28 protein-coding genes are annotated in these 24550 nt (G+C 37.5%); 11 read left to right on the forward strand and 17 right to left on the reverse strand.

What is annotated here, in order from left to right; all coding sequences use genetic code 11:
• Window positions 1-51: 51 nt before the first annotated feature.
• Window positions 52-897, reverse strand: coding sequence for a hypothetical protein (locus V0410_RS15725; protein ID WP_330744804.1), 846 nt, complete (start codon window positions 895-897; stop codon window positions 52-54).
• A gap of 135 nt (window positions 898-1032) precedes the next feature.
• On the opposite strand from V0410_RS15725, the gene V0410_RS15730 reads away from it, so the two are divergent.
• The 3 genes from V0410_RS15730 (at window position 1033) to V0410_RS15740 (ending at window position 2655) form a co-directional block, all read left to right on the forward strand.
• Entirely contained in the window at window positions 1033-1518 is a 486-nt protein-coding gene (locus tag V0410_RS15730; protein ID WP_330744805.1) for a TlpA family protein disulfide reductase, read from the forward strand.
• A gap of 13 nt (window positions 1519-1531) precedes the next feature.
• Window positions 1532-2188, forward strand: a complete 657-nt coding sequence (locus V0410_RS15735; RefSeq protein WP_330744806.1) for a thioredoxin family protein — start codon at window positions 1532-1534, stop codon at window positions 2186-2188.
• 71 nt (window positions 2189-2259) lie between these two features.
• A complete protein-coding gene (locus V0410_RS15740) occupies window positions 2260-2655 on the forward strand; it encodes a ribosomal maturation YjgA family protein (protein WP_330744807.1) in 396 nt (131 codons plus the stop codon).
• 17 nt (window positions 2656-2672) lie between these two features.
• Here V0410_RS15740 and V0410_RS15745 read toward each other — a convergent pair whose 3' ends face one another.
• The 4 genes from V0410_RS15745 to V0410_RS15760 all read right to left on the reverse strand — a co-directional run bounded on the left by V0410_RS15745 (window position 2673) and on the right by V0410_RS15760 (window position 5881).
• Window positions 2673-3593, reverse strand: a complete 921-nt coding sequence (locus V0410_RS15745; RefSeq protein WP_330744808.1) for a YARHG domain-containing protein — start codon at window positions 3591-3593, stop codon at window positions 2673-2675.
• Window positions 3590-4150, reverse strand: coding sequence for a DUF2306 domain-containing protein (locus V0410_RS15750; protein WP_330744809.1), 561 nt, complete (start codon window positions 4148-4150; stop codon window positions 3590-3592). Before V0410_RS15750 ends, V0410_RS15745 begins: the two co-directional genes overlap by 4 nt.
• Before the next feature lie 83 nt (window positions 4151-4233).
• Window positions 4234-4647, reverse strand: coding sequence for a hypothetical protein (locus tag V0410_RS15755; RefSeq protein WP_330744810.1), 414 nt, complete (start codon window positions 4645-4647; stop codon window positions 4234-4236).
• A 31-nt stretch (window positions 4648-4678) separates the two neighbouring features.
• Complete coding sequence (locus V0410_RS15760) at window positions 4679-5881, reverse strand: NAD(P)/FAD-dependent oxidoreductase (RefSeq protein WP_330744811.1); 1203 nt, start codon at window positions 5879-5881, stop codon at window positions 4679-4681.
• Window positions 5882-5995: 114 nt separating this feature from the next.
• Between V0410_RS15760 and V0410_RS15765 the strand changes: the two genes are divergently transcribed.
• The 5 genes from V0410_RS15765 (at window position 5996) to V0410_RS15785 (ending at window position 11155) form a co-directional block, all read left to right on the forward strand.
• Window positions 5996-6490 carry an acyl-CoA thioesterase gene (locus V0410_RS15765; RefSeq protein WP_202842041.1) on the forward strand — a complete coding sequence of 165 codons (495 nt, stop codon included), beginning with the start codon at window positions 5996-5998 and terminating at the stop codon, window positions 6488-6490.
• A 95-nt stretch (window positions 6491-6585) separates the two neighbouring features.
• A complete protein-coding gene (gene thiL / locus V0410_RS15770; protein ID WP_330744812.1) occupies window positions 6586-7638 on the forward strand; it encodes a thiamine-phosphate kinase in 1053 nt (350 codons plus the stop codon).
• A 299-nt stretch (window positions 7639-7937) separates the two neighbouring features.
• Window positions 7938-8759, forward strand: coding sequence for a helix-turn-helix domain-containing protein (locus V0410_RS15775; protein ID WP_330744813.1), 822 nt, complete (start codon window positions 7938-7940; stop codon window positions 8757-8759).
• A gap of 168 nt (window positions 8760-8927) precedes the next feature.
• Window positions 8928-10148, forward strand: a complete 1221-nt coding sequence (locus V0410_RS15780; RefSeq protein WP_330744814.1) for a multidrug effflux MFS transporter — start codon at window positions 8928-8930, stop codon at window positions 10146-10148.
• A gap of 98 nt (window positions 10149-10246) precedes the next feature.
• Entirely contained in the window at window positions 10247-11155 is a 909-nt protein-coding gene (locus V0410_RS15785; RefSeq protein ID WP_330744815.1) for a DUF6268 family outer membrane beta-barrel protein, read from the forward strand.
• Window positions 11156-11209: 54 nt separating this feature from the next.
• Here V0410_RS15785 and V0410_RS15790 read toward each other — a convergent pair whose 3' ends face one another.
• The 8 genes from V0410_RS15790 to pepT form a co-directional block, all read right to left on the reverse strand.
• Window positions 11210-11944 carry a LytR/AlgR family response regulator transcription factor gene (locus V0410_RS15790; protein ID WP_330744816.1) on the reverse strand — a complete coding sequence of 245 codons (735 nt, stop codon included), beginning with the start codon at window positions 11942-11944 and terminating at the stop codon, window positions 11210-11212.
• Complete coding sequence (locus tag V0410_RS15795; protein ID WP_330744817.1) at window positions 11934-12995, reverse strand: sensor histidine kinase; 1062 nt, start codon at window positions 12993-12995, stop codon at window positions 11934-11936. The genes V0410_RS15790 and V0410_RS15795 overlap by 11 nt, the downstream gene beginning before the upstream one ends.
• A 78-nt stretch (window positions 12996-13073) precedes the next feature.
• Entirely contained in the window at window positions 13074-13613 is a 540-nt protein-coding gene (locus tag V0410_RS15800; protein ID WP_330744818.1) for a porin family protein, read from the reverse strand.
• A gap of 299 nt (window positions 13614-13912) precedes the next feature.
• Complete coding sequence (locus V0410_RS15805) at window positions 13913-15502, reverse strand: DUF3472 domain-containing protein (RefSeq protein ID WP_330744819.1); 1590 nt, start codon at window positions 15500-15502, stop codon at window positions 13913-13915.
• A gap of 297 nt (window positions 15503-15799) precedes the next feature.
• The gene (locus tag V0410_RS15810; RefSeq protein WP_041461961.1) at window positions 15800-16051 is read right to left on the reverse strand and encodes a hypothetical protein; all 252 of its coding nucleotides are present in this window, start codon (window positions 16049-16051) and stop codon (window positions 15800-15802) included.
• Between the two features lie 152 nt (window positions 16052-16203).
• The gene (locus V0410_RS15815; protein WP_330744820.1) at window positions 16204-17511 is read right to left on the reverse strand and encodes a hypothetical protein; all 1308 of its coding nucleotides are present in this window, start codon (window positions 17509-17511) and stop codon (window positions 16204-16206) included.
• Between the two features lie 156 nt (window positions 17512-17667).
• Window positions 17668-18234 (reverse strand): hypothetical protein, encoded by a 567-nt coding sequence (locus V0410_RS15820; RefSeq protein ID WP_330744821.1) that lies wholly within the window; start codon window positions 18232-18234, stop codon window positions 17668-17670.
• A 6-nt stretch (window positions 18235-18240) separates the two neighbouring features.
• A complete protein-coding gene (gene pepT, locus V0410_RS15825) occupies window positions 18241-19488 on the reverse strand; it encodes a peptidase T (RefSeq protein ID WP_202842024.1) in 1248 nt (415 codons plus the stop codon).
• Between the two features lie 187 nt (window positions 19489-19675).
• On the opposite strand from pepT, the gene V0410_RS15830 reads away from it, so the two are divergent.
• Both V0410_RS15830 and V0410_RS15835 read left to right on the forward strand, forming a co-directional pair.
• Window positions 19676-20524, forward strand: coding sequence for a hydroxymethylglutaryl-CoA lyase (locus V0410_RS15830; protein ID WP_110009044.1), 849 nt, complete (start codon window positions 19676-19678; stop codon window positions 20522-20524).
• Between the two features lie 108 nt (window positions 20525-20632).
• Window positions 20633-21469, forward strand: a complete 837-nt coding sequence (locus V0410_RS15835; protein WP_330744822.1) for a sulfurtransferase — start codon at window positions 20633-20635, stop codon at window positions 21467-21469.
• Window positions 21470-21520: 51 nt separating this feature from the next.
• Here V0410_RS15835 and V0410_RS15840 read toward each other — a convergent pair whose 3' ends face one another.
• Window positions 21521-21847 (reverse strand): SUF system Fe-S cluster assembly protein, encoded by a 327-nt coding sequence (locus V0410_RS15840; protein ID WP_047422116.1) that lies wholly within the window; start codon window positions 21845-21847, stop codon window positions 21521-21523.
• Between the two features lie 3 nt (window positions 21848-21850).
• Window positions 21851-22552, reverse strand: a complete 702-nt coding sequence (locus V0410_RS15845) for a 3'-5' exonuclease (protein ID WP_227941254.1) — start codon at window positions 22550-22552, stop codon at window positions 21851-21853.
• 82 nt (window positions 22553-22634) lie between these two features.
• Here V0410_RS15845 and V0410_RS15850 point away from each other — a divergent pair, with 82 nt between their 5' ends.
• Complete coding sequence (locus V0410_RS15850; RefSeq protein WP_227941253.1) at window positions 22635-23405, forward strand: DUF4382 domain-containing protein; 771 nt, start codon at window positions 22635-22637, stop codon at window positions 23403-23405.
• Between the two features lie 71 nt (window positions 23406-23476).
• On the opposite strand, the gene V0410_RS15855 is transcribed toward V0410_RS15850, so the two are convergent.
• Window positions 23477-23824: a tRNA-binding protein gene (locus V0410_RS15855; RefSeq protein ID WP_076595106.1), complete on the reverse strand. Its 348-nt coding sequence runs from the start codon at window positions 23822-23824 to the stop codon at window positions 23477-23479.
• On the reverse strand, window positions 23821-24330 hold the full coding sequence (locus V0410_RS15860; RefSeq protein ID WP_330744823.1) for a hypothetical protein: 510 nt from the start codon (window positions 24328-24330) through the stop codon (window positions 23821-23823). Before V0410_RS15860 ends, V0410_RS15855 begins: the two co-directional genes overlap by 4 nt.
• Window positions 24331-24550: the final 220 nt, after the last annotated feature.

Here is a 24550-nt window from a genome sequence, read left to right on the forward strand (position 1 = left end):
TAACATATGTGTTAATGAAAACAAAAAGAGCGCCTTAAGCGCTCCCTTGTATTATAAATGATTGTATTCGTAAGTGTTCATTTCACTATTTGTTACCCCCGTTCCTGTCTTATTATAGTACGTTTTGACATTCTTTGTAGGATATCCGCTGCTATTATACTCATAAACGCATTTAAAGATTCCCCATTCACCACTTCCTGCTCCGTTGTTATAATTAAGAACATGATTATAACTTAGTATATTGTGTACGGACCCGTTTTCATCTTCCGTATCAATAATTTTTAAAAACCCTGTTATATTTTTAAAAGGTACATTTTTGGTATCATACACAATAGGTTGTAAAGCGCCTGTTGCACTGTGAAAACCGCCTGTATTACTGGGTACTGATGCCGTTTCTGTCCAGCTGCTAAGAGAACCGTCGGCATTTAATGTTGCCGTTTTGCTGCCTGTTCTTACGGCTGAAGATCCGGTGAAGCTTGCTGTATAGGTGATCTTTACACTATTACCGGAAAGATAGTTATAATTGGTTTCTACCGTAGAAATAGTTCCGGACGTAAGGTAAGTCTCACTGTATGTTTTTTTGCTCAATCTGCTGTTTCCATCATAAACATATGTTGTTTTATAGCTGGTGCTTGAACCCGTTGTTACCTGCTGGGTAATCAGATCTCCTGAATAACTGAAAGAGGTCACTTCACCATTGGTAATGTTTTTAATCTGGGAAATTTTTGAGCCATTGTAAGTGTAGGTTGAGGTCTCTCCGTCAGCAACCATTTTCGTTACTAAAACGGGGCTGTTATCATTATTGTTTTGATTGTTGTTGGATGAATCTGTATCATCATTGCTGCTTGAGCAGGATGCCAAAAAGAATACTGGCAGCAGTAAATAAGCTTTTTTCATGGTTTTAATTTAAGCCGTAAAAATATCAAAAAAATGAATCAATGGACAAATAAATTATTCTTTTATAAGAAATTGATCCAATGGGTGAATTTTATTTTCGTATATTGATGATTTGTAGTTGTTTGTATTTTAAAAATGAAAAATATAGTAAAAATATTAGCCCTGTTTGTATGCTGCTCGGTTTTCAAAGCCCAGCAGACAGAAGTTTCTGTCGTAAAATATGAAGATCTGGAGAAGCGTATTGAGCAGGAACAAAATAAATTGCTTGTTGTGAACTTCTGGTCTACAACCTGCGGTCCATGTGTAAAAGAGCTGCCTCACTTTATGGAAGTAAATACTAAATATACAGGTAATCAGATGTATAAGATGATTCTGGTTTCATTAGACAGGCTGGCTGATAAAGAAAGAGTAATAAAATTCATTAAAAATAAAAACCTTACTGCAGAAGTACTTCTGTTGGATGATATCAAAAGAATGAATACCTGGATTCCAAGGTTTGAAAAAGACTGGGACGGGAATATTCCGGTAACGCTGTTCTATAAAAACGGATCAAAAATCTATTTCAACGATGGTGAAATGAGCAAAGAAGATCTCGAAAAAACAATTAAAGAAAACCTGTAATAAATAATCGATTATGAAAAACCTGAAAATTGTAATGACCGCATTTGTCGTTGGGCTGGGATTACTGAGCTTTACAACGAAAGATGATCATAAAACTACAGATAAGAACATGAATGTTTCATCTGTAAAAGGCTACGAAGTAGGGGATGAAGCCACTGACTTTAGGCTTAAAAATATTGACGGGAAAATGGTTTCGTTAAGTGATTTTAAAAGCGCAAAGGGATTCATTGTTATATTCACCTGCAATCATTGCCCGTACGCAAAGAAATATGAAGACAGGATTATTGAGCTGGATAAAAAATATAAAGCTCAGGGATATCCTGTAATTGCCATCAATCCTAATGATCCCAATGTACAGCCGGAAGACGGTTATCAGCAGATGATTGAAAGAGCAAAGCAGAAAGGATTCACTTTTCCTTATCTTGTAGATGAAGGACAGAAAATTTATCCGCAGTACGGAGCAACAAAGACACCCCATGTTTTTGTACTGAAAAAAGAAAACGGAAAGAATATCGTAAAATACATTGGTGCTATCGACAATAATTATGATAACCCGGATGATGTATCGGAATATTATGCACAGGATGCAGTAAATGCTCTGATCAAGGGGGAAACGGTGAAAACATCTAAAACTGTAGCCATCGGATGTACAATTAAAGTAAAGAAATAATATATTTGTTCCTGTAAAAATAAATCGGTGTTCCCTGAATACCGATTTTTTATGCCTAAACTCAATTTGAAATGAAATTCCAGTTCAGCCTGAAGTATCTTCTTATCACCGTATTTATTTTTCTTGCAGAAGTATTGATTGCCACCAAACTAAGTGATATTTTCTTCGTGAGAGCTTATCTTGGGGATGTGATTGTGGTTATGCTTCTTTACACGTTTGTAAAGAGTTTTGTAAAAGTAAATGATCAGAAACTGATTCCGGGAATTCTTATTTTTTCTTTTGCGGTAGAATTTGCACAGTATTTCCATATTGCAGAAAAACTAGGCTTCCGTCCTGGAAGCCTGATGTATATTGTCATTGGAAACTCTTTTTCCTGGATTGATAACCTTTGCTATGCCATAGGCTGTCTGCTGCTCTATATTTTCGTAAAGATGACAAACAGTGATGGCTTAACCTCAACCCCCTAATCCCTAATCCCAATTCTCTATCTGCCGAAACTATCATATTTATCCTCTGCATATTTGGTAAATCGGTTCAGTAAAACCACATTTTCCTTTTCCAGAGGAGAAAGATCATTGTCCACATTATTAGAAACAGGGATATACCAATCTGTTTGCTCAAAGAAATTTCTGTAGGTTTCTTTTTTGAAAGAGTAACCATGTCTTGCAAATACAGAATTTTTGATGATCTCGAGATCCAGTTTTCTTAAGTTTTTAAGGTCTTTTTCTGTGAGTTTCTGCTTGGATGCATTGAGCTTGAAAATTGCTTCAGAGGCTATACGATTTTTAGAGGTTTTATAACTTTCCGTTTTTCCTGTTTCTTCATCGGTGTATTTTTCGGTAAACTCTTTTGGGTTTGACCAGTCTACGAGGTCAGAATCCTTATCCAGCATAAAATTCGGGTTATAAACAAATTCTTTTTTGGTCAGTTTAAGCGTTTTTGAAGGTGCTTTAACACTTGTTTTATCAAAAGCATTCCACTTTCCGGTTAAGCTGTCGCCTTTTAATTTTACCTCAAACCTTCCGTCTGTTTTGTCACTGCCGGGTTCATCCAGTACAAAAGATGCCGTGGATTCATTGAAAACACCTCGGAACGGGCGCTGATTCCCATTTACGATACTTTGTCCGTAAACACTGTCTTTGGTGATTCTGTTGATCTTTAAAGAAATTCTTTTGTAGTTGCTGACATCATATTCTGAGCCGTCTGTTGGGTCAACAACCTTTTCCATGCCGGCAAATTCACCGGTATAAATTCCGTAATATTCTTTGTGAACTTCGGGGATTATCACAGAGTTTTTCTTTGCAGTCAGAAAATCTTTTCCTGATTCAGTAGTCTTTCCCTCTTTTTTGCAGCTTAACAGAGAAACTGTAAGCAGGGAAATCAGTGTGTAATTTAGAATTTTCATATAAGTTTTTTTGTGATTAAATATTCAATAATAAGGATGTTGGGAATCCAGCCCAGCCATGCAATAATCTGATAGACATCTATAGGATTAGGATGAAATAAATATACAATAATTACCTTCCACATTCTCAGGGTAATAGCAGATAACGTAAATGCAAAACTCCGCCACATCCACTGTTTGTGCTCTTTAAACCTTTTATGTCTGGCTAATTGATACGCTTTTAATGTTGAAAACCACCATACAAAGCCCAAAATAACAAAAGAAATCTTCGACAAAAGACCTCCGTTGGCAAAAATACCCATATAAATACCTGAAGGTGCTGCAAAGATCAGAATGAGAAAAATATATACTTTTCCCATATTCCTGTGGAAATTTTTGAGTCCAAAATTCTTTCTGAGCAAAGCGAGAAAACCCGAAAGAAGTACAAAAATGCTCGTATAAACATGAGTATAGAAAAACGTAAGATATTCTGGTCTTTCCGATACTTCTGTCTGTTTAATCATCAGAAAGCTGACTTCAGGATTAAAGGGAATATATTCTAAGGTGATGTTCAGCATGAGCCAAAAGAAATACGCGAACCCTAGAACTAAAAGGGTTTTAAAAAAGATAGATGTATTTCTTTTAGCAGAAAGCATTCTGATTATTCAAAATTAATAACGAAAGGAAGATTAAACCAAATCATTACAGTATTCCCCTTATATTCTCCGGGTTTCCATTGGGTTTTCATAGATTTCATCACTCTTTCTACTTCATGATTAAGGGATTCATTGTCTCCGGTTACGATAATCGTTTCAATATAACCTTTAGCATTGACAGAAAACCTAGCTTGTGAACTTGTTCTTCCTTTGGCTCCTTTTATTCGGTTCGTATTAATTTTTTGAGATACCTCACGCATAAATGCTGAAAGTCCTCCGGGATATTCTGCCTGCTTACTTTGTTCAGGAATAAACTTATCTCTGGAATGATCTTCTGTGGGTGGTGTTTTGGTTTTCTGCGTTTGTGAGAAGACGAGGCCGGATCCCAGACATAGGACGAATGCAACTATTTTTTTCATGTATTTAGTTTTTATTAAAAGTAATAATTTTTTATAAGCTGTTGAGATCCTGTGCAATCAGCCATCCTTCACTCCAGCATGCCTGGAAATTGAATCCTCCGGTCACGGCATCTATATTCAAAACCTCTCCGGCGATATAGAAATTGGGAAGTAATTTTGAAGACATGTTTTTGAAGTTAATTTCCTTTAAATCAACGCCTCCGGCCGTTACGAACTCATCCTTAAATGTTGATTTTCCGGTTACCTGAAATTTCTTTTGGCAAAGATTTTCCAGTATTCTATGGATTTCTTTTCCGGAAATATTAGCCACCTGTTTGTTGAGATCGACCTTTGAGATCTCTAAAATTTTCTGCCAGAACCGGTTGGTAATATCAAAGATCTTAGCTTGCCCGATCGTTTTTTTAGGATTGCTTTGCTTGAAATTCTGGAACATTTCTTCCGCTTCATCTATTTCAACAGAAACGAAATTCACTTCAATTTCAAAGTTGTATTTCAACTTTGCCAGGCTTATCGCTTCCCATGCAGAAATTTTCAGAACAGCAGGCCCGGAAAGCCCCCAATGCGTAATAAGCAAAGGTCCGCTTTCTTCAGTTTTCAGCTTAGGAATAGAAATTCCTGCATTTTCAAAGCTTGTTCCCGGAAGATCTTTCAGCAATTCATCTTTAATATTGAAGGTGAAAAGCGAAGGAACAAGATCCACAATCTTATGACCCAGATTTTCTACAATTTTCAATGATTTTGGAGAACTTCCGGTCGTGTAAACGATATAATCGGCTTCAAAATCTCCGGAATTGGTCTTTACAATATATTTTTCGTTCTGTTTTTCAATCTCTTTAACCGTACATTTTGTCTGCACTTTGACGTTTTTCTTTTGAGTTTCATTCAGGAAAGTATTGATGATGGTCTGGGAAGAGTTGCTTTCAGGAAAAGTTCTGTTATCATTTTCAATTTTTAAAGGAACGTTACGCTGGTCAAACCATTCCATCGTATCGCCAGGCTGAAATTTAGTAAAGACACTTAGCAATTCTTTATTTCCACGGGGATAAAACTGAACCAATTCTCTTGGATCAAAGCATGCGTGCGTCACATTACAGCGTCCGCCTCCGGAAATTTTAACTTTCTGAAGGACATCTGAGTTCTGTTCTAAAATCGTAATAGTATATTTCTTTTCGTCAAGATTAGATGCGCAGAAAAAGCCTGCAGCACCGCCTCCGATAATAATGATCTGTTTCATGTATGGGTAATCCTATGCGGAAGATTATTTTTTCAAAAGTACAATTTTTATAAACCATCTTATTTGAGTATTTTTGAAGATTATAATTTTAATTATATCAAAAACGATTTTCATATGATTTTCTACCATAAATTTGAAGTAAGATGGAGCGATCTTGATGCCAACAAGCACCTTGCCAATTCATCATATGTACAATATTGTGCACAGGCCAGAATGGCTTTTATGACTAAAGAGAAAATGGGGGTTACCCAGCTGAGCAGATGGGGAATCGGCCCAGTGATCCTGCATGAAAGATATTCTTTCTTCAAAGAGATCTATGCAGATCAGACGGTAATCGTAAGTGTGGAAATAGACGGATGTGCAGAAGATTCTTCCATCTACCGTTTCGTACACAAATTCTATACACCGGACGGAATGCACTGTGCTACGGCAGAAGCTACAGGCGTATGGATTGATATGATGCTTAGAAAAATGACCACTCCGCCGGATGATGTAGTGGAAGCAATGAATAAATATAAAACCCCGGACACTGTTGTACTATCAAAGGAAGACTTCAAAAAGTTTCCTTTCCACCCGCACAATATTGACCCGGCTGAACTTACTCAATAATTCAAAGTTTAAAATTCAAGGTTTAATGTTTAAAGTTTGAGAAGCAATTTTTACATCATTCATACTTTTTACATTGGACATTAATACAAAAAATCATGTTTGAAGATAAATCACAGGAGCTGACGCCCATTTCAAAATTAGGAGAATTTGGTCTTATTAAACATTTGACAGAGTATTTTCCGTTATCCAATGAATCTTCAGAACTTGGAGTAGGAGATGATGCGGCGGTCATTAATCCCGGCAACAAAAAAGTAGTTCTTACAACAGATGTACTGGCAGAAGGAGTTCATTTTAACCTGGGTTATGTTCCTTTAAAGCATTTAGGATATAAAGCAGTGGTCGTGAACCTAAGTGATATTGCTGCGATGAATGCGACACCTACACAGATATTGGTTTCCCTTGCGGTATCCAACCGTTTTCCGGTGGAAGCTTTAGAAGAAATCTATTCAGGAATTCAGGCTGCTTGCGGAAGGTACAAAGTTGATCTGGTTGGAGGTGATACAACAAGCTCCAATTCAGGGCTGGTGATGAGTATTACTGCTGTAGGAATTGAAAATGAAGAAAACATCGTAAAAAGAAGCGGTGCAAAACCAAATGATCTTCTTGTTGTAACAGGAGATTTAGGTGGAGCCTATATGGGGTTACAGATTCTGGAAAGAGAACATGCGGTTTACCTTGCTGACCCCAATATGCAGCCTGAAATGGAAGGCTATGATTATATCCTTGAAAGACAGCTTAAACCTGAAGCAAGAACAGACGTTAAAAAGATCCTGGAAGAACTGGATATTAAACCAACTTCTATGATTGATATTTCAGATGGTCTGGCTTCCGAAATCCTTCACCTTTCAGACCAATCCAAAGTAGGTTTCAGATTGTATGAGGAAAAAATTCCGTTGGATAATCTTACCATCTCTACGGCAGATGAAATGAATTTAAACCCGGTAATGACTGCTTTAAGCGGTGGTGAAGACTATGAACTTCTGTTCACGATTTCACCAAATGATTTTGATAAAATTAAAAACCATCCGGATTTTACCATTATAGGACATGCCGTAGAAAAAGAAGATGGAAACTTTATGGTGGCAAGAGGATCCAACCAACTGGTAGCCCTTACTGCTCAGGGATGGGATGCTTTTTTAAACCAATAAAATGTATACTTTTACAGTACTACCATGTTTAGTAATTATAACGTTTGTAATAGTTACTTTATATAAACATTACATAAAAAAACGAAATCAGAACTTGAAAGAGTCTTTCGTTTTTGTCTTATTTTTTGTGAGCATCTGGAGCTTAATTTATTATTTTGTTTTCAGCTGAATGAAAGGTAGGCTGGAAAAGCATATCAATAAAATTGAAAAATTATATTTAATTTTAAATATTGTAAGAGAACCGCAGCACTTTTTTTGCTGTGGTTTTTGTTTCCAGTTAATTATTTTATACCATAATAATGATTACGCCTGAAAAAGAAATTCCCGTTCACCATCTGACCTCTGAAGAGTTTCAGATGAGTACACTGAGCGCAGCAGGCCCGGAGAATTTTCATGATGTTCACCGGCATAATTTTTTTGAAATCATCTGGTTCAGGGAAGTGTATGAAAACAGCCGCTTAGAACTGGATTTTGAAAGCTATAAACTGGAAAATAATCAAATCTGTATCATTGCACCAGGGCAGGCTTTTAATATGAAGCTGGAAGGAGAGGAAGGGTATGCGATGGCAATCAGCAGGGAAATTTTTAACGAAGTATGTGATATAGAATCAGTACTTAACGGAGGTGAAATTCCCTTTTTTTTACATCCAAAAAATGAAAAAACCTGCAGTACAATCATATCTCTGATGGAGCAGGAGTATACAACAACATCAAGAACAGCGCTTTTAAAGGCTTATCTGAAAGCATTCTGTATCATCATCGGGGAGCAGATTATCCCTCAGGAGCCTTTATTGAATGACCGCCAGCGTATTCAGGAGCTGGTGGGACTTATTGACAAACATTATATCGTGCATAAAGAGACTGGTTTTTATGCCGATCAGTTAAAGATAAGTACCCATCATCTTAATGATATTGTGCGTCATCTGAGAGGAACGACTGTAAAAAAAATGATTTCTCAGCGTCTTGTCCTCGAGGCGAAAAGAGAGCTTAGCTTCGGAGCGCTCACGGTGAAGGAAATTGCTTTTAAACTAGGATTTAACGATGCTTCATATTTTTCAAGGTTTTTCAAGAAACATACGGGGCAAAATCCCGACAATTTTAAGAATAATGAAAAAGGGTAATCCTCAATATTTACCACAACAATAGAGTAAAACTAATATTTTTCATTTGTTGTTCTATTTAAATCTTCAGTTTGTCCTATACTTCCTTCAGTTCTTTTATTGAAAAACGATGCTTTTTACAGCAATTTTGCAGCTGAAAAAATCGCCTGCGAAGGCTTATTGTTATTTATGAAGAAGAATTTAAGTATTGTAGTGTTTATTCTTGCACTGCTCAACACACTGGAGTCGTTAAGTATAGATCTTTATCTTCCCGCTTTCCCAAGTATGGCCGAAATCTTTAAAACGGATATCGGGCATATTCAGATCTCTATTTCGGTATTCTTTGCCGGATTTGCCTTCGGGCAGCTTTTGTGGGGACCTTTATCTGATAAAAAAGGGCGTAAACCAATGCTGTATTGCGGGCTTTTGCTTTTTATTATCGGAGCTACAGCCATCTATTTTACATCGGATATTTATGTTTTGTGGGCCATGCGTTTTCTGCAGGCGTTCGGGGGAAGTGCAGGAATTGTGATCGGAAGGGCTATTATCATTGATCTCTATGATAAGCATAAAGCAGTCACCATCTTTTCACAGCAGTCGCAGATCAGTGGAATCGCACCCATTGTGGCACCGCTGTTGGGAAGTGTATTCCTTAAATTCTGGGGCTGGAACAGTTCTTTTGCTTTTTTATGCATCATGGGACTGATCACATTTTTCATGGTCTACAAGTATGTGCCTGAAACCAATACCAGAATCAAGCTTTCTGATGATGAGATACCGGATGAAAAAGGATTAAAAGATCAGTTGAAAATGATCATCTCCAACAGGGATTTTATCAACAGTACGATGGTAGGAAGCATTGCTTTTGCCTCTTTGATTATTTATATTTCCAATGCCCCGTTTTTATTCATGGAGATTCATGGATTTTCGAGCAGTACATTCAGCTTTATTTTTGCTTTTAATTCTTTAGCATTGATAACGGCAGCTTATATTACACCCAAACTGATCAAAAGAATAAGCAATTCCACCCTTTTGTTTGCTGCTACCATTGTTTTACTGGTAGTATGTACACTTCATATTCTGGTAGCAGCTGAAAACCTTTCTGTAGCCTTGGAAATTGCAATGTTGTACCTGTCATTGCTGGCTATTGGTATTTTATTTCCCATCACATCTGCCCATGCCCTGTCACCATTTAAAGAAGGAAGAGGTACAGCTGCTGCACTACTTGGTTTTACGCAGCTGATGGTTACCTTTTTAATGTCAGCATTGCTGGGCTTTTTAGAAGCAGATTCCATCATTCCAATGGTGGTAACGCGTTCTGCTATGGCGTTGATTGCTGTATGGTTCGGGTATCGTATTTTTAAGACTCAAAAAGTGACTGCAGCATTGGTTGCCCAGCCTGGAAATTAATCCTCGTATTTGATCCTGTTGTCATACAATCCGGGCACTTAATCAAGTAATTTTTGTAAAAAATGGTCAAAGGGTTCTCTTTGCATAAAATTTAAAATATGAAAAGAACCCTTTCGACAGCTTTATGCTGTATATTGCCATTAGGATACTGGGTAAGTGCACAGTCCGGACTCTCCGCAGAGCTTAAAACCGAATACATTCCTGCATCCAATTACATCCGTCCGGAAGACAGTACAAAGACCAATTCCAAAAGTGATTTTAAAAGAGTAGATCTGAATCTAAGCATTCCTTTATCTGTAAAAAAAGATACTGATGGAAAAGTAAGAGCATGGTCTATGCTGCTGAGCGGATCGTATGCAAAGATGAATCACAAAAATTATGAAACAGCATTATTTCCGGATCAGATGCTGAGCGCACAGGTCGGAATACAGCATATGAGGCCTTTAGGTAAAAAGTGGAGTATGATGATGACGGCATCCGTAGGAGTGTATACAGACCTTGAGAAAATAGATTTCGATGATGTACTGGGGCAGGGTGGAATTTTATTTATCAGGCATTTTAATCCTAACCTTTCGTTAGGGGCCGGGCCGGTGCTTACCACTGCTTTTGGGGTCCCTATGATTTTACCGTGGATTTATTTCGACTGGAAAACCAACGGAAAGATTAAATTCAAGATCAACTTCCCGGAAGGAATGGAAGCCGGATATCTTTTCTCGGATAAATTTGCTTTAAAAGCTGTTGTAGAACTGAACGGAATGACGGCAGAGAGAAGTATAAACGGAAAATCGATGTTGTTAGGGTATCAGCAGATCACCGCAGGGCTCAGACCGGAATTAAAAATCAATGACAGGCTCACCGTACGTCTTACGGGTGGAACAGCGATACTGAGAAGCTTTAGTGAAAATGACCGGAAAATCAGCAGCATTTTCAGAGACAAAAAAATAGCTGATCCCAGATTTTCAAGTACATTTTACGCTGCAGTATCATTACGCTGGAATCTTCCATAAAAAAACAGCCGGAAACCGGAAATTATTACATTCTCCGTTTCCGGCTTCTTTCAGTTACTTACTGATTAATTTCTTATAAACCACCTGATTAAGCAATTCTTCTTTGCGGGTCCGGGAGATGGGAAGCTCAATTTTATTAATAAAAAGACGTCCCCCGGAAATCATATCAATATGGGTAATATTGATGAGGTATGATTTATGAATCCGGAAAAAATGATCCGAAGGAAGTGACTCTTCAATCGCTTTCATCGTCTGATGGATAATCAGTGATTTATCTTTAAAATGAAGCCTGGTATAATTCTGCATACTTTCAATGTACAAAATATCAACCCAGGAAACTTTAATAAAAGTATCAGATTGTCTTACATACAGAAAAGGATCATCCAGCAAAGTGTTTTTTTTCAGCTTTTCACTGATGATAAATTGCTGCTGAGCCTTATTAACCGCCTGATAAAACCGGTTGAAGGCAATGGGTTTTAACAGATAATCTACCACCTGCAGCCGAAATCCTTCCAGTGCATATTCGGAATAAGCGGTAGTGAGAATACATAAAGGAAGATTCTCAAGCTGTTCCAGAAATTCAAGGCCTGTAAGGTAAGGCATATTGATATCAAGGAAAAGAAGGTCTATTTCACTCTCCTTTACCTTTGCGTCGGCTTCCAATGCTGTTGCGCATGTTCCTTCAACCGATAAAAAATCAATCTGACCGGCCAGTTCTTTAAGATGGAATCTCGCTAAAGGCTCATCATCAATAATAAGGCATTTCATTTTAGGAATATTAGAGCTCATAACTGTCAGATAATGTTAGTGTTAATGTTATTCTAAAGATGTGATTATCGGATTCGATGTTCAGATCATAAGAGTCCGGGTATTGTAATTTTAAACGTTTTTTTACATTTTGAAGACCGATTCCGCCCGTTCCGTCCTTCTTTTTATAGGTTGCCATATCCGAATAGGAATTTTCGACATAAAAATACAGACTGTTATTCTTTTCTTGACAGGAGATTTTCACATAACCTTTATGTCCCGGAAGCCTGCAAACGTATTTAAATGCATTTTCTATGAAAGGAACCAAAAGTAGCGGAGCAATAGAAGCTTTTCTGTTATTGATCTGCCATTGGGCTTTTACGTCCAGCTCATTTCCCCACCTCAGCTTTTCTACCTCAACAAGGTTTTGGAGATACTCCATCTCTTTATCCAAAGGAACCAGTGGCTGATTACAATGATACAGCTGGTACCGGAGAATATCCGAAAATTTCATCAGTAAAAAATCCGCAAGCTGGGTATCCGTTTTCATCAGGATATGAATATGATTCAGGATATTAAATACCACATGCGGGTTGATCTGATCCTGCAGAAGCTTGAGCTGGTTTTCCAGATGAGCCTGCTGAAGGAGAATATGATCACGCTCTATTCTTCCATGTTCATTATAAAATTTTACACCACACGCTGCTCCGTTGATCAGAAAAGAGGCAGGCAGGGACATATAAAAACCCTTCCACAAAAAAGGTAAATGATCTCTGAAGTTGTCCGGAAGCTCATCTTTGGGTTCCACTTCAAGGTAGGTAAATATAACGGAGAAAACCAGACTAAGCATGAAAATCACCATGACCAGCTGTACCAGGAACAGTTTCATTTTCTTTTCCCGAAGTGCTTTCGGGAGAAGTTTATTGGTTAAAAAATGAGTAAATGTAAACGAGAATGCCGCAATGATCACAGCCTGGGTCATCGCAAGATAACTTTCTGTTGTACTCTGGAAATTAAACCACAATACAATAGCTAATACAAGCCAGAAAATAAAAGTAAATATGTATTCTTTTACAATAAAAGATTTTGTCATGGAATGGGAAATAGGTTGATAAAAAAATTAGAAACTGCAGGGAAAACAGTTTCTAATGGTAAAGATAATTTAAGTTTTTTAGAACAGGAAATAGCCTATTCCCAGGGAAAAACTGTGAGGTTTCGACTTAAATTCTTTACTGATGCTTGTAAGGCCGGTTTCATATCTCAAATCTACTGTGAAGTTCTTATAATCTAATCCAAGACCTCCCGTAATGCCAATATTGGATTTGTCAAACTTTTTAAATCCCTCCTGAATGGCTTGAGACGCAGATACTTTATTGTTGAAAGCATAGCTGTAAACACCTCCGGCAAATACTCTCACATTAAAATCATCTGCTTTAATCAGTTTATATCCAACTACCACAGGAATATCAATAGCGTTCCATGAAAGTTTTGAAGAGCTTCCGTCTTGGGATTGGTATGATGTTTTTCTTTTGTTGAACAGAGCTTCTCCCTGCACATACAGTTTTCCGATATCCATTCTTGTCATTACACCTGCCTGATAACCAAATCCGTATTTCCCCTCTAAAGAAGATTCCGTGGAGGTTTTTGTAAAGTTTGCCCCTCCCTTTACTCCAATGTGAAAAGCCGGAGCCTGCTGTGCTTTAGTTTCCATACTGCAAAAAATGCATAATAGCAATGCACTTAAAGCGAAAAATTGCTGCTTCATAATTTTATTATTGTTAAAAATCTGATGCAAAACAACAACTATGACGGATGGAATTAAATTTTATTTGATGAATGGCAGAGATGCTTTGACAAGGATCTGTTTTTAGGTGAAAAATAAAACCGGAAGTTGTCATACTCCCGGTTTTTATTATTTAATAACGCAGCCTTTCTTACCAGGTGTTTACCTGTTTAAATACGTGATATCTGTGTTTGTTTCTGATTGGAAAGACTGAGCCTGCTTTCCATTTAATTTTTAATAAACTTTAAACTTTTTCTGATGGTAGTACCATCATATATATTGAGTATATAGATACCATCCAGCAATGCTGAGATTGATATTTCCTCCCCGTTTGTGTGTCCAGTTTTAATTATTTTACCCTGTACATTCATGATGCTGTATGAAGCCTGCTTAGCTTCCAGTCCTTTTACCTGAATGAAGCTATGAGCAGGATTCGGGAACAATCTGACAGGATCTGTATTTTCAGGAGCCGCTGCAGAACGCTGTTGTATGGTGCCGGTATTATTGCAGTACGGCAAAGCTGATAGATTAATGTTCGGAGCCTGAGCAGGTGCAGTAACGCTCAGCAACGTATTTACCGGAGTATATTCATTGGTAAATCCTCCGTTTCTTAAGAAAAATTTATTATTCACGGTTCCTCCGGACGCATCCACTCTCTGATTGGCGGTGTAAGTGGCATCAACGGTAAAATTCGCTTTTGAAACCGGCATCCATTGTCCCTGCGCTGTTCTTATCCATTGGTTTCCGAACTCAACCCTTCTGCCCAGATACCCATTTTCAGGCTCAAAATTTTCTACAAAACTGTAAAATCCTTTTAAGTAAGTATTGGTATAAGGTCTTTTCCAGCTTGCGATAAGTTTCCAGCTTCCGGCTGTAGGTTCAAAAAACCAGGCTGTGTAATCTGTACTGCCTGCTCCATCCGGATTTGCCTTCAGCAGAAATTTATAGGTAAGGCCCGCTTTCCAAGGGAATTTCAGATAGCTTTGCCCTCCTGAGCCTTCATTACCGAATTCCCAAATGGTAACATTATCCCCCTTACAGTTCAGTTTTATCTTTTTATCTTCAGGAATCGTATCAGGATTGTCTGTTTCGAAGGGACTCCATACTGAAAATAAGATACGTCTTTCCTGTGAACTATTTACCTGCATTCCAAAATATCCTTCTCCAAAACCGTTCACCATAAAATAGGATCCCACCTTATCCTGGCCGACAGGCACCGTTACTTCATTGTAGTAGTAAGAAACGTTTTCGGAAGTGGGAATAACGTATCCTAAGTGACATGAAGGACCTCTTCTTGCCCAATAGTAATAATCCGGATTGTTGCAGAAAATAGTATTCCCCGATGTTGCAGGTCCGTCAATCAGCAGATCAGATACGCGCCCGAAATAGAGCCCGTTTTTCCTGACACCCTGTAGATCTACTTTTACATATCCTGCAGGTACATAAAAGCTTCCAGCGGAATAGGTAGTAAAAGAGGTGCCTTTCATAAAAATGTTGTGTGAAACTCCATTAACGGTAACCTTAATGGTGCTGCTTTTATCAAAGAATACCTTTGCGATTACTTTAATGTTTAACAATCCACTGTTGCTTACCTTAAAATAGGTGCTCACTACCGCTTGAGAACTTGTCCAGTTTGTCAGTCCGTAATCGGTAATCTCCTCCGTTCCGTTACTTGCCGGGCGGGTTATAAAGGCATTTCCTGCAAGAGGAATTTTGTAAGTTTCTCCGTTACAGGTAATTCCTGATCCTGAAGCCGATACAAGATTGGCCGCAAAAAAGAATGTAATTAATGAGAAAATAGATTTTAATACTTTCATTTGTGTGATTTTTTAATAAAAATACTAATGTAAAAGATTATAATCGAGAGAAAATTGAAGTAAATTCAAATTTGATATCAATTCACTTATATAGGATTTTTTTTGTTAAAAATATTTTGATTTTTAAACTGTTAGATTTAAAAACAAAAGGATAATTAGGGGATTATTTTGAGTATAAAGAGTATTTTTTGTGATTATTACTGAGATAAATGACAAAATTTCATAATAAGATGCCTTTGGATACAAATACTTAGAATAAAAAAACCGGAAGCAGTAATACTTCCGGTTTCTTATCGTTTAATAAGGCTGTTCTTCACAAATAGAAGGAGGAATGCATCCGCCAGTGCCTCCGCCACCAGGATTTCCGCCTCCGCCAACAGCGATGCACTGCCCCGGGGTTCCGTCTTCATACATTTCACAGGCTTTTCCCCATGCACACTCACAGTCACTCTGGCAGTTGTAGGAATCTCCTCCCATATGGCACTCATTTCCTCCGCTGCCCAGAATGGCAGATAAATCTTTTCTCAAAAGTTTTTTCATTGTTTTCATGATAATTGGTTTTAATGTTATTGTTTACAATTGTAACTGATTGTAAATATAATAAAATTGACTTAATGTGCTGTAAATGAATTTCATGTAGGACTTTAATAAAGAAAAGCCACTGTAAAAGTGACTTTCTTATGTTGAATAGTAAAGATGTCTTAAAAACTGAATTCCTTCTGATAAAGCATACGTTCTTTTTTGAAAAGAGGAATAGTTCCTTCATATCGTAAAGGAGCAATTCCAAAACCATAGAACATATCAGCCTGAATTTTACCTTTCACAGAAATCACGCCTTTTCTTTGAGGAACAAGTGTTAATCCTAAAGATGAAAGGGCAGAAGCTCTTCCTTTTACTCCTGAATTAGCAATAGGAATGGTAAGGAACATGAGTCCTACAGCTCCTTTTGCTTCTAAACCTCCTTCGGCAGATAAATTCCCCTCTGCAACTGTGATGGCTGGTTCTGATTTCTTCTGAAGATTAATGTTAATCTCTGGATTTTTGCTTACTAAAAAGTTGGCATTCCCTTCAAGATCCAAAAGCTGGGCCTGGACTTTTCCTGTAGCCTGTACTCCCAGGAAAGGACCTGCAGAAAGAGTAGGGCTTAAAATCAATCCTGTAGGTCCTAAAACGATAGGAACAATAGGAATATTCAGGTAGTCTGTGGTACTTGCGGTGTAGCCCAGGCTTCCTGTGATACTTACAGAGCTTTTAAGTTTGATATCATCCATGATGAGGTTAACATAGAAGTTGGACAAATGTCCCCATGAGAAGGTGATATTATAATCAATTTTGGGTGTAAAACCTCCTTGTACGTTAACACTGGATGTTCCTGCTGAAGTTAAAGGAAACGAAAAGGTTTTATTAAAATTATAACGGTTGAATGTAATTAATTTCTGATTTTGAAGGTTTTTAGCTTCAATAGAAAGTATTCTTTGATTGATCTGCTCAGAAACCATACCTTCTACAGGAATATAATTAACCATTCTTCCATCAATATTAACGGGAGCTTTGCCTGACGGATCATATACGCCGCTCAGGGTTCCGCTGTAGATAAATTCTTCAAGCTTTGCACTGGAAGTCTGTACGGTGAATTGGTTATTCAGTTTTGAAACAGAATTTACTTTTGAAAGAATGGTATTCACCTGATCACCTTCTATCTTTGTCCCGACAATAACAGTTCCTACAGAAATGCTATCTGTTTGTGGAGTTGGACGGCTAAATGTAATTTCTCCGTTATTATGAGCAGAAATTGCATTCACTGATTCATCATTCAGAATAATAACATTCTTCTGTAAAGTCAGATTTCCCAACGTTTTCATTTGGGCAGTCTCTGCAGGTTTTTCAGCAGGCAGATCGGCAGGATCATCCTGAGAACAAGACGTTAAAAGAAACAAACAGAAAATAGATAAAAGTAAAGAAAAACAAAAATTTCTGTTGATTTTGAAAGGGTTGGATTTCATTTTCATATAAAGTGATTTTAAGTTTTAATCAAAATTAGGTGAATTATTTAAAACTTACAAAAGAATTGTGTTAAATTAATATCAACAACATAATGATCTTTAATTATGTTTTTATTATATGAAAAATAAAAAACCCGCTATAATGATAGCGGGTTCTGTATGTTATTTTTTAAAGGACATTGTTAAAGGAACAGAAACATTTGAAGAGACGGGTTTCCCTTTGTCTTCTGCCGGTTTCCACTTGCCTTTATCTTTAATCCGGTAAAAAGCGGCTTCGATGAATGCATTTACATCTTCATTATTTCCTTTTACATTGGGATTGAGAGCGTTCCCTTTGGAATCTACAACAAAACTTATTGTTGCTTTGTAGGTTTCCGAAGAAAAGTTCAAAAAGTCAAGATCTACAGCTTCATATAAAAGCTTTTGAAAAGCGGCCCTACCTTTATCATATTCTGCGTCCTTACTCACTTTTGTTTTTACAGGAGGGTCTGCCGAGATCATTTTCTGATCTTCAAGAGAAGCTTTATCCAAAGCGGTCTTGTAAGCTGTTATTTTATCCTCTGTCAAAAGCCATTCTTTCTTGGTTCTTAAATCATTAGGCTTAGGATATTTATTATACAGAGCCGTTTTCTTTCTTTCATAGCGTGAGTCTGCCCTCTGAAATTCAGAAATCTGGGCACTGCTGAAAATAAAAGTGAAAATGAATGCTGATGCTAAGACCTTTTTCATGATGTATTAAGCTTTTACAATGTTAATAATAACTTCAGTTGCTTTTTCCATGCTTTCCAAAGCGACATACTCGTATGGTCCGTGGAAGTTGATTCCTCCTGCGAAAATATTCGGGCAGGGAAGTCCCATGTAGGAAAGCTGAGCGCCATCTGTACCTCCTCTGATTGCTTTGATTTTAGGCTCAATGCCTGCTTCAGTCATTGCTTTTGCAGCAAGGTCTACAATATGCATTTTACCTTCAAACTGCTGCTTCATGTTTCTGTACTGCTCTTTAATCTCTACTTCAGCAGTTCCTTCCCCATGTTTTTGGTTGAACTCAGCTACTTTTTCTTCCATGAATTTCTTTCTGGCTTCAAATTTATCTGCATCATGATCCCTGATGATATATTGAAGTTTAGCTTCAGAAATATCCGCTGTAATGTCCATCAAATGGTAGAATCCGTCAAAACCTTTTGTCGTTGCAGGTGTTTCGTTCGCAGGAAGCATTTGAGCAAATTCAGCAGCTAAAAGAGCAGCATTGATCATTTTTCCGTAAGCATAACCGGGGTGAACACTTAATCCGTGGATTTTTACCACAGCTCCGGCAGCGTTAAAGTTTTCATATTCAAGTTCTCCAACTTCTCCGCCATCCATTGTGTAAGCCCATTCTGCACCAAATTTAGCAACATCAAATTTATGCGCTCCTCTTCCAATCTCTTCATCCGGAGTAAATCCTATAGCAATTCTTCCATGTTTGATTTCAGGATGCGCGATAAGATATTCAGCTGCTGTTACGATTTCTGCACAGCCGGCTTTATCATCGGCACCAAGAAGTGTATTTCCGTCCGTAGTAATTAAGGTCTGACCAACATATTTTTTTAAGCTTTCAAATCTTGATGGAGATAAAGTGAATCCTGTTGTCTGGTTCAAAAGAAGATCATTTCCATCATAGTTTTCCCAAACCTGAGGCCTTACATTTTCTCCGCTGAAGTCCGGTGAAGTATCATAATGGGAAATAAACCCTATGGTAGGTCTGTCATCATTTTCCAGATTAGAAGGAACATATCCCATGATATAGCCGTTGCTGTCTATAGAAACATCTTCGAGGCCGATGGTCTTCAGTTCTTCAGTAATATAGTTGGCAATATCCCACTGACGTTCAGTAGAAGGTGTTGTTTCACTTTCTGCATCACTGGTAGAATATATTTTTACATAGCTAAGGAAACGGTTCAGTAATTTTTCTTTCCACAAAGGGTTGAATTCTATTGTACTCATCAGATATCATAAATTTTAACAAAGTTAGCAAATTTGGTGCTGAGAATACATTATTTGCGATTTAATATCAGTTATTGAAATTATGAATCAGATATAAATATTTGAAAATCAAAATAGTGTTAGCTTTGTATGTACAGTATACCAAGTAGTTTAGTTTTATTATATTTGAGAAAATCAAAAAGTAAAAATGTTTCTTACCGAATGTCCTAGAGATGCTATGCAGGGATGGGGAGAATTTATCCCTACCGATAAAAAAATAGATTATATCAACTCCTTGATGGATGTTGGTTTTGATGTATTGGATTGTCTGAGTTTTGTTTCTCCAAAAGCAATTCCGCAGATGGCTGACTCTGATGAGGTGGCAAAAAATATTGACAAATCACGCTCCAAGACTAAAGTTTCTGCCATTATAGGTAATTACAGAGGTGCCGAAAAAGCATTGAAACATGAGTCAGTAGATATTCTGGGCTTTCCGTTTTCTATTTCTGAAACGTTCCAGCACAGAAATACCAACAAAAGTCAGGAAGAAGCATTCGATGAAATCATTAAAATGCTTGAACTGGTAAAAAGTGAAGGGAAACAGCTTAATATCTATTTCTCTATGGCTTTTGGAAATCCGTATGGTGAAATGTGGAAATGGGAAGATGTAGACCAATGGGCACAAAAATTCTCAGATATCGGAGTAAAAGATATCTTATTATCAGACACTACCGGCGTAGCCACTCCTGAGACCATTGCTCTTTTGTTTGAAAAAATACCTTCAAAATATCCGGATATCAACTTCGGAGGCCATTTTCATAACCGCTATGAAGATTCGTACTCGAAATTAAAAGCCGCTTACGACCAAGGCTGCCGAAGATTTGACAGTGCGATCAAAGGAATCGGAGGCTGTCCAATGGCTAAGGATGATCTTGTAGGAAATATGCCTACAGAACAGGTGATCAACTTTATGAGTGTTGAAAAAGCAGAACATAAGCTGAACCTTCTGAACTTTGAAAGTTCTTATAACAAGGCGAAGGATATTTTTCATTTTTAATATCATGAAGAATAGAATATCAATAGGAGCGGGCTTTAGCCCGCTTCACTATATTAAAATACAACAGGTTTTAGCCAAAACATATTAATTTTAATCAAAATCAACAAAATGTCTCCAATCATCTCAGCAACCGAATTTAAAAATATTCCGACAGAAAGTCTTGTTATTCTTGATGCAAGAACAGGAAAGGATGTAAAACAAAGCTACCTTGACAAGCACATTAAAGGAGCAAGGTTTATTGATCTGGACAGAGATCTGGCTGAAATTGGAGAAAATGCAGCTTTTGGTGGAAGGCATCCTCTTCCTTCGGTAGACAAGTTTGCTGTAACTCTCTCAAATCTTGGAATATCAGAAGATGCTCATATTGTTGTCTATGATGACAAAAATGCTTCCAATGCAGCAGCAAGAGCATGGTGGATGCTGAGATCTTTCGGACTGGAAAATGTTCATGTTCTTGATGGCGGAATGCAGGCAGCAGAAAAAGAAGGATTAGAATTTTCTTCCGGAGAAGAAACATTTGATAAAGCATCTTTAATTAAAAAAGATCATTGGAGTCTTCCGGTTTCAAGTCTGGAAGTAGTTGAAAATGAATTGGAAAACGATTCTTCTACAGTTGTTGATGTAAGAGATGCCTACCGCTACAAAGGTGAATCTGAGCCGATTGATCTGGTTGCGGGGCATATTCCGGGGGCGATCAATATTCCTTTTTCTGAAAACCTTGATGAAAACGGAAATTTTCTGAGCCCGGAAATCTTAAAAGAAAAATACAGCCAATTTTTAAAGGATAAACCTGAACACCTTATTATTCATTGTGGATCAGGTGTTACAGCTTGTCATACAATTTTAGCCCTGGATTATGCAGGATTTCCCATTCCGGATCTGTATGTAGGTTCATGGAGTGAATGGAGCAGGAGAGAAGGCAAGGAAATCGCAAAAGATATTTAAAAATAAAAACCCCGAAAATACTTCTTCGGGGTTTTATATTGTTAAGAGTAATTAAAGCATTCCCAGCTCAAACTTCGCCTCTTCGCTCATCATATCCTTATTCCAGCTCGGTTCGAAAGTAAGCTCTAAATCTACACTGTTTACATGCTCTACTTCAGCCACTTTATCTTTTACTTCCTGAGGAAGTGTTTCTGCCACAGGACAGTTGGGAGTAGTAAGTGTCATGATAATTTTTACGTCTGCATCATCGGAGATCTGGACATCGTAAATCAGCCCTAATTCGTAAATATCTACCGGAATTTCAGGGTCATATACGGTTTTTAATACACCAATGATTTCCTCACCAATGTCAGCAATTTGATCGTCTGTAAATTTCATTTTTTAATCTAGATTGATATTCCTTTTCAACAAATCTTCCTGACGCATGCGCCGGAAAATATTTGCCAAAGTTAAGACATCTTTTTCACAATAGTCAACAATTCTCTGCAAGTCTTTTTCTATGTAGTAAATTGATGAAACCATTGAGCCGTCAATATCATCCTTCGGAGTAGGAATACCAAAGACATGAGCCAGTAATTCCAGGGAGACAAAACTTTTATAATCCCCGAACTTCCAGAGTTCCATAGTATCTATATGAGGAATTTCCCAGGGCTTTTTCCCAAACATCTGAAATGGTGCCGGCGGCTGCATTCCATTGATGAGATAACGCCTGGCAATCCACGGAAAATCAAATTCTTTTCCGTTGTGGGCACAGAGAATCACATTATAAAGTCTTGGGCTGTTGAAGATTTCTCCAAATTCCTGCAGCATTTTCTTTTCATCATGCCCGGAAAAACTCTTTATTTTTAACGTTTCATTCTTTTCAACCATTCCAATGGTAATACAGATGATTTTTCCAAACTCGGCCATAATACCGGCTCTGTCATAAAATTCTTCAGCAGTAACATCTTCTTTTCTCTGAAATTTTGTTTTTTTATCCCACAGATATTGTTCTGTTTCTGATAACTCGTTCCAGGAGCCGGATTGCGGAACCGTTTCAATATCAAGAAATAAAATTCTTTCTAAAGGAATGTTTTGGATCATTTTTTGTTTTTTATAACCGAAATATATGACATAATAAATCAATTATCCAAAACGTTTTTTATTATACATAAATTTAAAGCTTATGAAGAATTTATTCATTATAGGAAGCAGTATCTGCTTATTATTCTTGGCATCATGTAATGATTCCGATGAAAAAGGTTCTGCTACAGTGAATGTAAGGCTTACAGATGGCCCTGCTGCATATAATGCTGTTAATATTGATATTCAAAAAATTGAAATTAACAGCAATGGAGAATGGACAGCGTTAAACTTTCCAAATCCGGGAGTTTATAATCTTCTTAATTTTAAAAATGGAACAGATGTAGTTTTAGGACAGGCTACGCTCCCTGAGGGAAATGTTTCTCAGATGAGAATGGTACTGGGTCCTAATAATAGTGTGGTTGTAAACGGAGTAACTTATCCGCTGCAAACCCCATCGGCTCAACAGAGCGGACTGAAATTCAACTGGAATCAGACATTATCAGCAAACGGAGCATATACCGTGTGGATTGATTTTGATGCCGGAAGATCTATTGTAACGACAGGGAATGGATCATATATTTTAAAACCGGTGATACGGGCATTCTCTGAGCTTACCAACGGACAGATTAAAGGATATGTACAGCCTCAGGCGGCTCAGGCAGTTGTACACGCCATTATGGCTTCAGATACGATTTCTACTGCAATCCCTAACCCTGACGGATTTTTCATGTTTTCAGGGCTTCCACAAGGAAGTTATACCGTTTCTTACGATGCCGGAAACAGCACTGGATATATGGATGAAAATACACCCAATGTATCAGTAAGCTTTGGTCAGGTTACCAATCTTGGGGTAAAAACCCTCCATCAATAAATAATAATAGTATCAATAAAAAAAACCTTAGTGAAAGTCTTCCTAAGGTTTTTTTATGTTTTATTGGCAGGTTATCCTACCTGCATTCCGTTTTTTGTGGGTAATGATGGCGTTAAAAGAGTGACATCTTTTTTGTCTTCACCATAAAGCCCTAACACCAGACATTCGCTGAAGAAATTAGCAATCTGCTTTTTAGGAAAATTCACTACGGCTAAAATCTGTTTTCCAATAAGCTCTTCTTTTTCGTAGAGAGAAGTAATTTGTGCAGATGATTTTCTGATTCCTAGGTCTCCAAAATCTATTTCGAGCTGGTACGATGGATTTCTTGCTTTTTCAAAATCATTTACTGAGATTATAGTTCCGCATCTGATGTCTATTTTTTCAAAATCTGCCCAGGTGATGTCTGGTTTTACTGTCATGGTAATTCGTTAATTAGATGTTCTACTTCTGTTTTCTGTTCTGCATACTTTTGCTGCAATACTGAGCCTTCACCCATTCTTTTGTAGTATTCCAATGCTTTTCCTCCAAAAAATTTTTTATGAAAATCCGAAACTTCAGGAATCTGTGGGAAAACCTTGTGAAAAAGCATTTCATAATACGCCTGAAATTCCCTTTCATTTTTGTCTTCAATAACTTGTCCGGGTGCTTTTTGTCTTACATGAAGCATTTCGTGGGCAACCATATTCAGAACAAGGTTCAGGTCAAAGTCAAATAAATTTCGTGGGATCATTACGGTTTGAGGTCCTCCCAGATCTCCTTCTGCCGTAAGAAGCATCGAAGTGGGAGAAAGTTCATCCCTGAACCCGAAACCTGCAAAGTTTTCATGCTCCAGCTCAAAAGAATGGATCAGATACTTGGCAGCATCCAGAATCTGGTTGTGTTCTTTGTAAGCTTCAAGGTGTAAGTTGATCTGCTCGAAATTCATCTGAAATATGTTTTAAACAAATGTATTAAAATATTGAGAATACCAATAGTTTTTGTTCCAAAGGTTTAGAGTAGAAAAATAACTTCTTTTTTATACGACGAGTTCTGTCGCTTCTGGGGGTGATCTTTGCTTCAAGAAAAAAACACAGAAAATGAAACTAGATTTAAAAATTCCAGGTGGACATCTTTTGCCGGAAACCACCTAAAAAATAAGGCTAACA

Origin of the sequence: Chryseobacterium sp. CP-77, assembly GCF_036362765.1 — a bacterium.
Lineage (GTDB): Bacteria > Bacteroidota > Bacteroidia > Flavobacteriales > Weeksellaceae > Chryseobacterium > Chryseobacterium cupriresistens.

Excerpts from the sequence above, each read along its gene's own strand:
- V0410_RS15725 (WP_330744804.1), bottom strand. The coding sequence starts at position 897 with ATGAAAAAAGCTTATTTACTGCTGCCAGTATTCTTTTTGGCATCCTGC.
- V0410_RS15730 (WP_330744805.1), top strand. The coding sequence starts at position 1,033 with ATGAAAAATATAGTAAAAATATTAGCCCTGTTTGTATGCTGCTCGGTT.
- V0410_RS15735 (WP_330744806.1), top strand. The coding sequence starts at position 1,532 with ATGAAAAACCTGAAAATTGTAATGACCGCATTTGTCGTTGGGCTGGGA.
- V0410_RS15740 (WP_330744807.1), top strand. The coding sequence starts at position 2,260 with ATGAAATTCCAGTTCAGCCTGAAGTATCTTCTTATCACCGTATTTATT.
- V0410_RS15745 (WP_330744808.1), bottom strand. The coding sequence starts at position 3,593 with ATGAAAATTCTAAATTACACACTGATTTCCCTGCTTACAGTTTCTCTG.
- V0410_RS15750 (WP_330744809.1), bottom strand. The coding sequence starts at position 4,150 with ATGCTGAACATCACCTTAGAATATATTCCCTTTAATCCTGAAGTCAGC.
- V0410_RS15755 (WP_330744810.1), bottom strand. The coding sequence starts at position 4,647 with ATGAAAAAAATAGTTGCATTCGTCCTATGTCTGGGATCCGGCCTCGTC.
- V0410_RS15760 (WP_330744811.1), bottom strand. The coding sequence starts at position 5,881 with ATGAAACAGATCATTATTATCGGAGGCGGTGCTGCAGGCTTTTTCTGC.
- V0410_RS15765 (WP_202842041.1), top strand. The coding sequence starts at position 5,996 with ATGATTTTCTACCATAAATTTGAAGTAAGATGGAGCGATCTTGATGCC.
- thiL (WP_330744812.1), top strand. The coding sequence starts at position 6,586 with ATGTTTGAAGATAAATCACAGGAGCTGACGCCCATTTCAAAATTAGGA.
- V0410_RS15775 (WP_330744813.1), top strand. The coding sequence starts at position 7,938 with ATGATTACGCCTGAAAAAGAAATTCCCGTTCACCATCTGACCTCTGAA.
- V0410_RS15780 (WP_330744814.1), top strand. The coding sequence starts at position 8,928 with ATGAAGAAGAATTTAAGTATTGTAGTGTTTATTCTTGCACTGCTCAAC.
- V0410_RS15785 (WP_330744815.1), top strand. The coding sequence starts at position 10,247 with ATGAAAAGAACCCTTTCGACAGCTTTATGCTGTATATTGCCATTAGGA.
- V0410_RS15790 (WP_330744816.1), bottom strand. The coding sequence starts at position 11,944 with ATGAGCTCTAATATTCCTAAAATGAAATGCCTTATTATTGATGATGAG.
- V0410_RS15795 (WP_330744817.1), bottom strand. The coding sequence starts at position 12,995 with ATGACAAAATCTTTTATTGTAAAAGAATACATATTTACTTTTATTTTC.
- V0410_RS15800 (WP_330744818.1), bottom strand. The coding sequence starts at position 13,613 with ATGGAAACTAAAGCACAGCAGGCTCCGGCTTTTCACATTGGAGTAAAG.
- V0410_RS15805 (WP_330744819.1), bottom strand. The coding sequence starts at position 15,502 with ATGAAAGTATTAAAATCTATTTTCTCATTAATTACATTCTTTTTTGCG.
- V0410_RS15810 (WP_041461961.1), bottom strand. The coding sequence starts at position 16,051 with ATGAAAACAATGAAAAAACTTTTGAGAAAAGATTTATCTGCCATTCTG.
- V0410_RS15815 (WP_330744820.1), bottom strand. The coding sequence starts at position 17,511 with ATGAAAATGAAATCCAACCCTTTCAAAATCAACAGAAATTTTTGTTTT.
- V0410_RS15820 (WP_330744821.1), bottom strand. The coding sequence starts at position 18,234 with ATGAAAAAGGTCTTAGCATCAGCATTCATTTTCACTTTTATTTTCAGC.
- pepT (WP_202842024.1), bottom strand. The coding sequence starts at position 19,488 with ATGAGTACAATAGAATTCAACCCTTTGTGGAAAGAAAAATTACTGAAC.
- V0410_RS15830 (WP_110009044.1), top strand. The coding sequence starts at position 19,676 with ATGTTTCTTACCGAATGTCCTAGAGATGCTATGCAGGGATGGGGAGAA.
- V0410_RS15835 (WP_330744822.1), top strand. The coding sequence starts at position 20,633 with ATGTCTCCAATCATCTCAGCAACCGAATTTAAAAATATTCCGACAGAA.
- V0410_RS15840 (WP_047422116.1), bottom strand. The coding sequence starts at position 21,847 with ATGAAATTTACAGACGATCAAATTGCTGACATTGGTGAGGAAATCATT.
- V0410_RS15845 (WP_227941254.1), bottom strand. The coding sequence starts at position 22,552 with ATGATCCAAAACATTCCTTTAGAAAGAATTTTATTTCTTGATATTGAA.
- V0410_RS15850 (WP_227941253.1), top strand. The coding sequence starts at position 22,635 with ATGAAGAATTTATTCATTATAGGAAGCAGTATCTGCTTATTATTCTTG.
- V0410_RS15855 (WP_076595106.1), bottom strand. The coding sequence starts at position 23,824 with ATGACAGTAAAACCAGACATCACCTGGGCAGATTTTGAAAAAATAGAC.
- V0410_RS15860 (WP_330744823.1), bottom strand. The coding sequence starts at position 24,330 with ATGAATTTCGAGCAGATCAACTTACACCTTGAAGCTTACAAAGAACAC.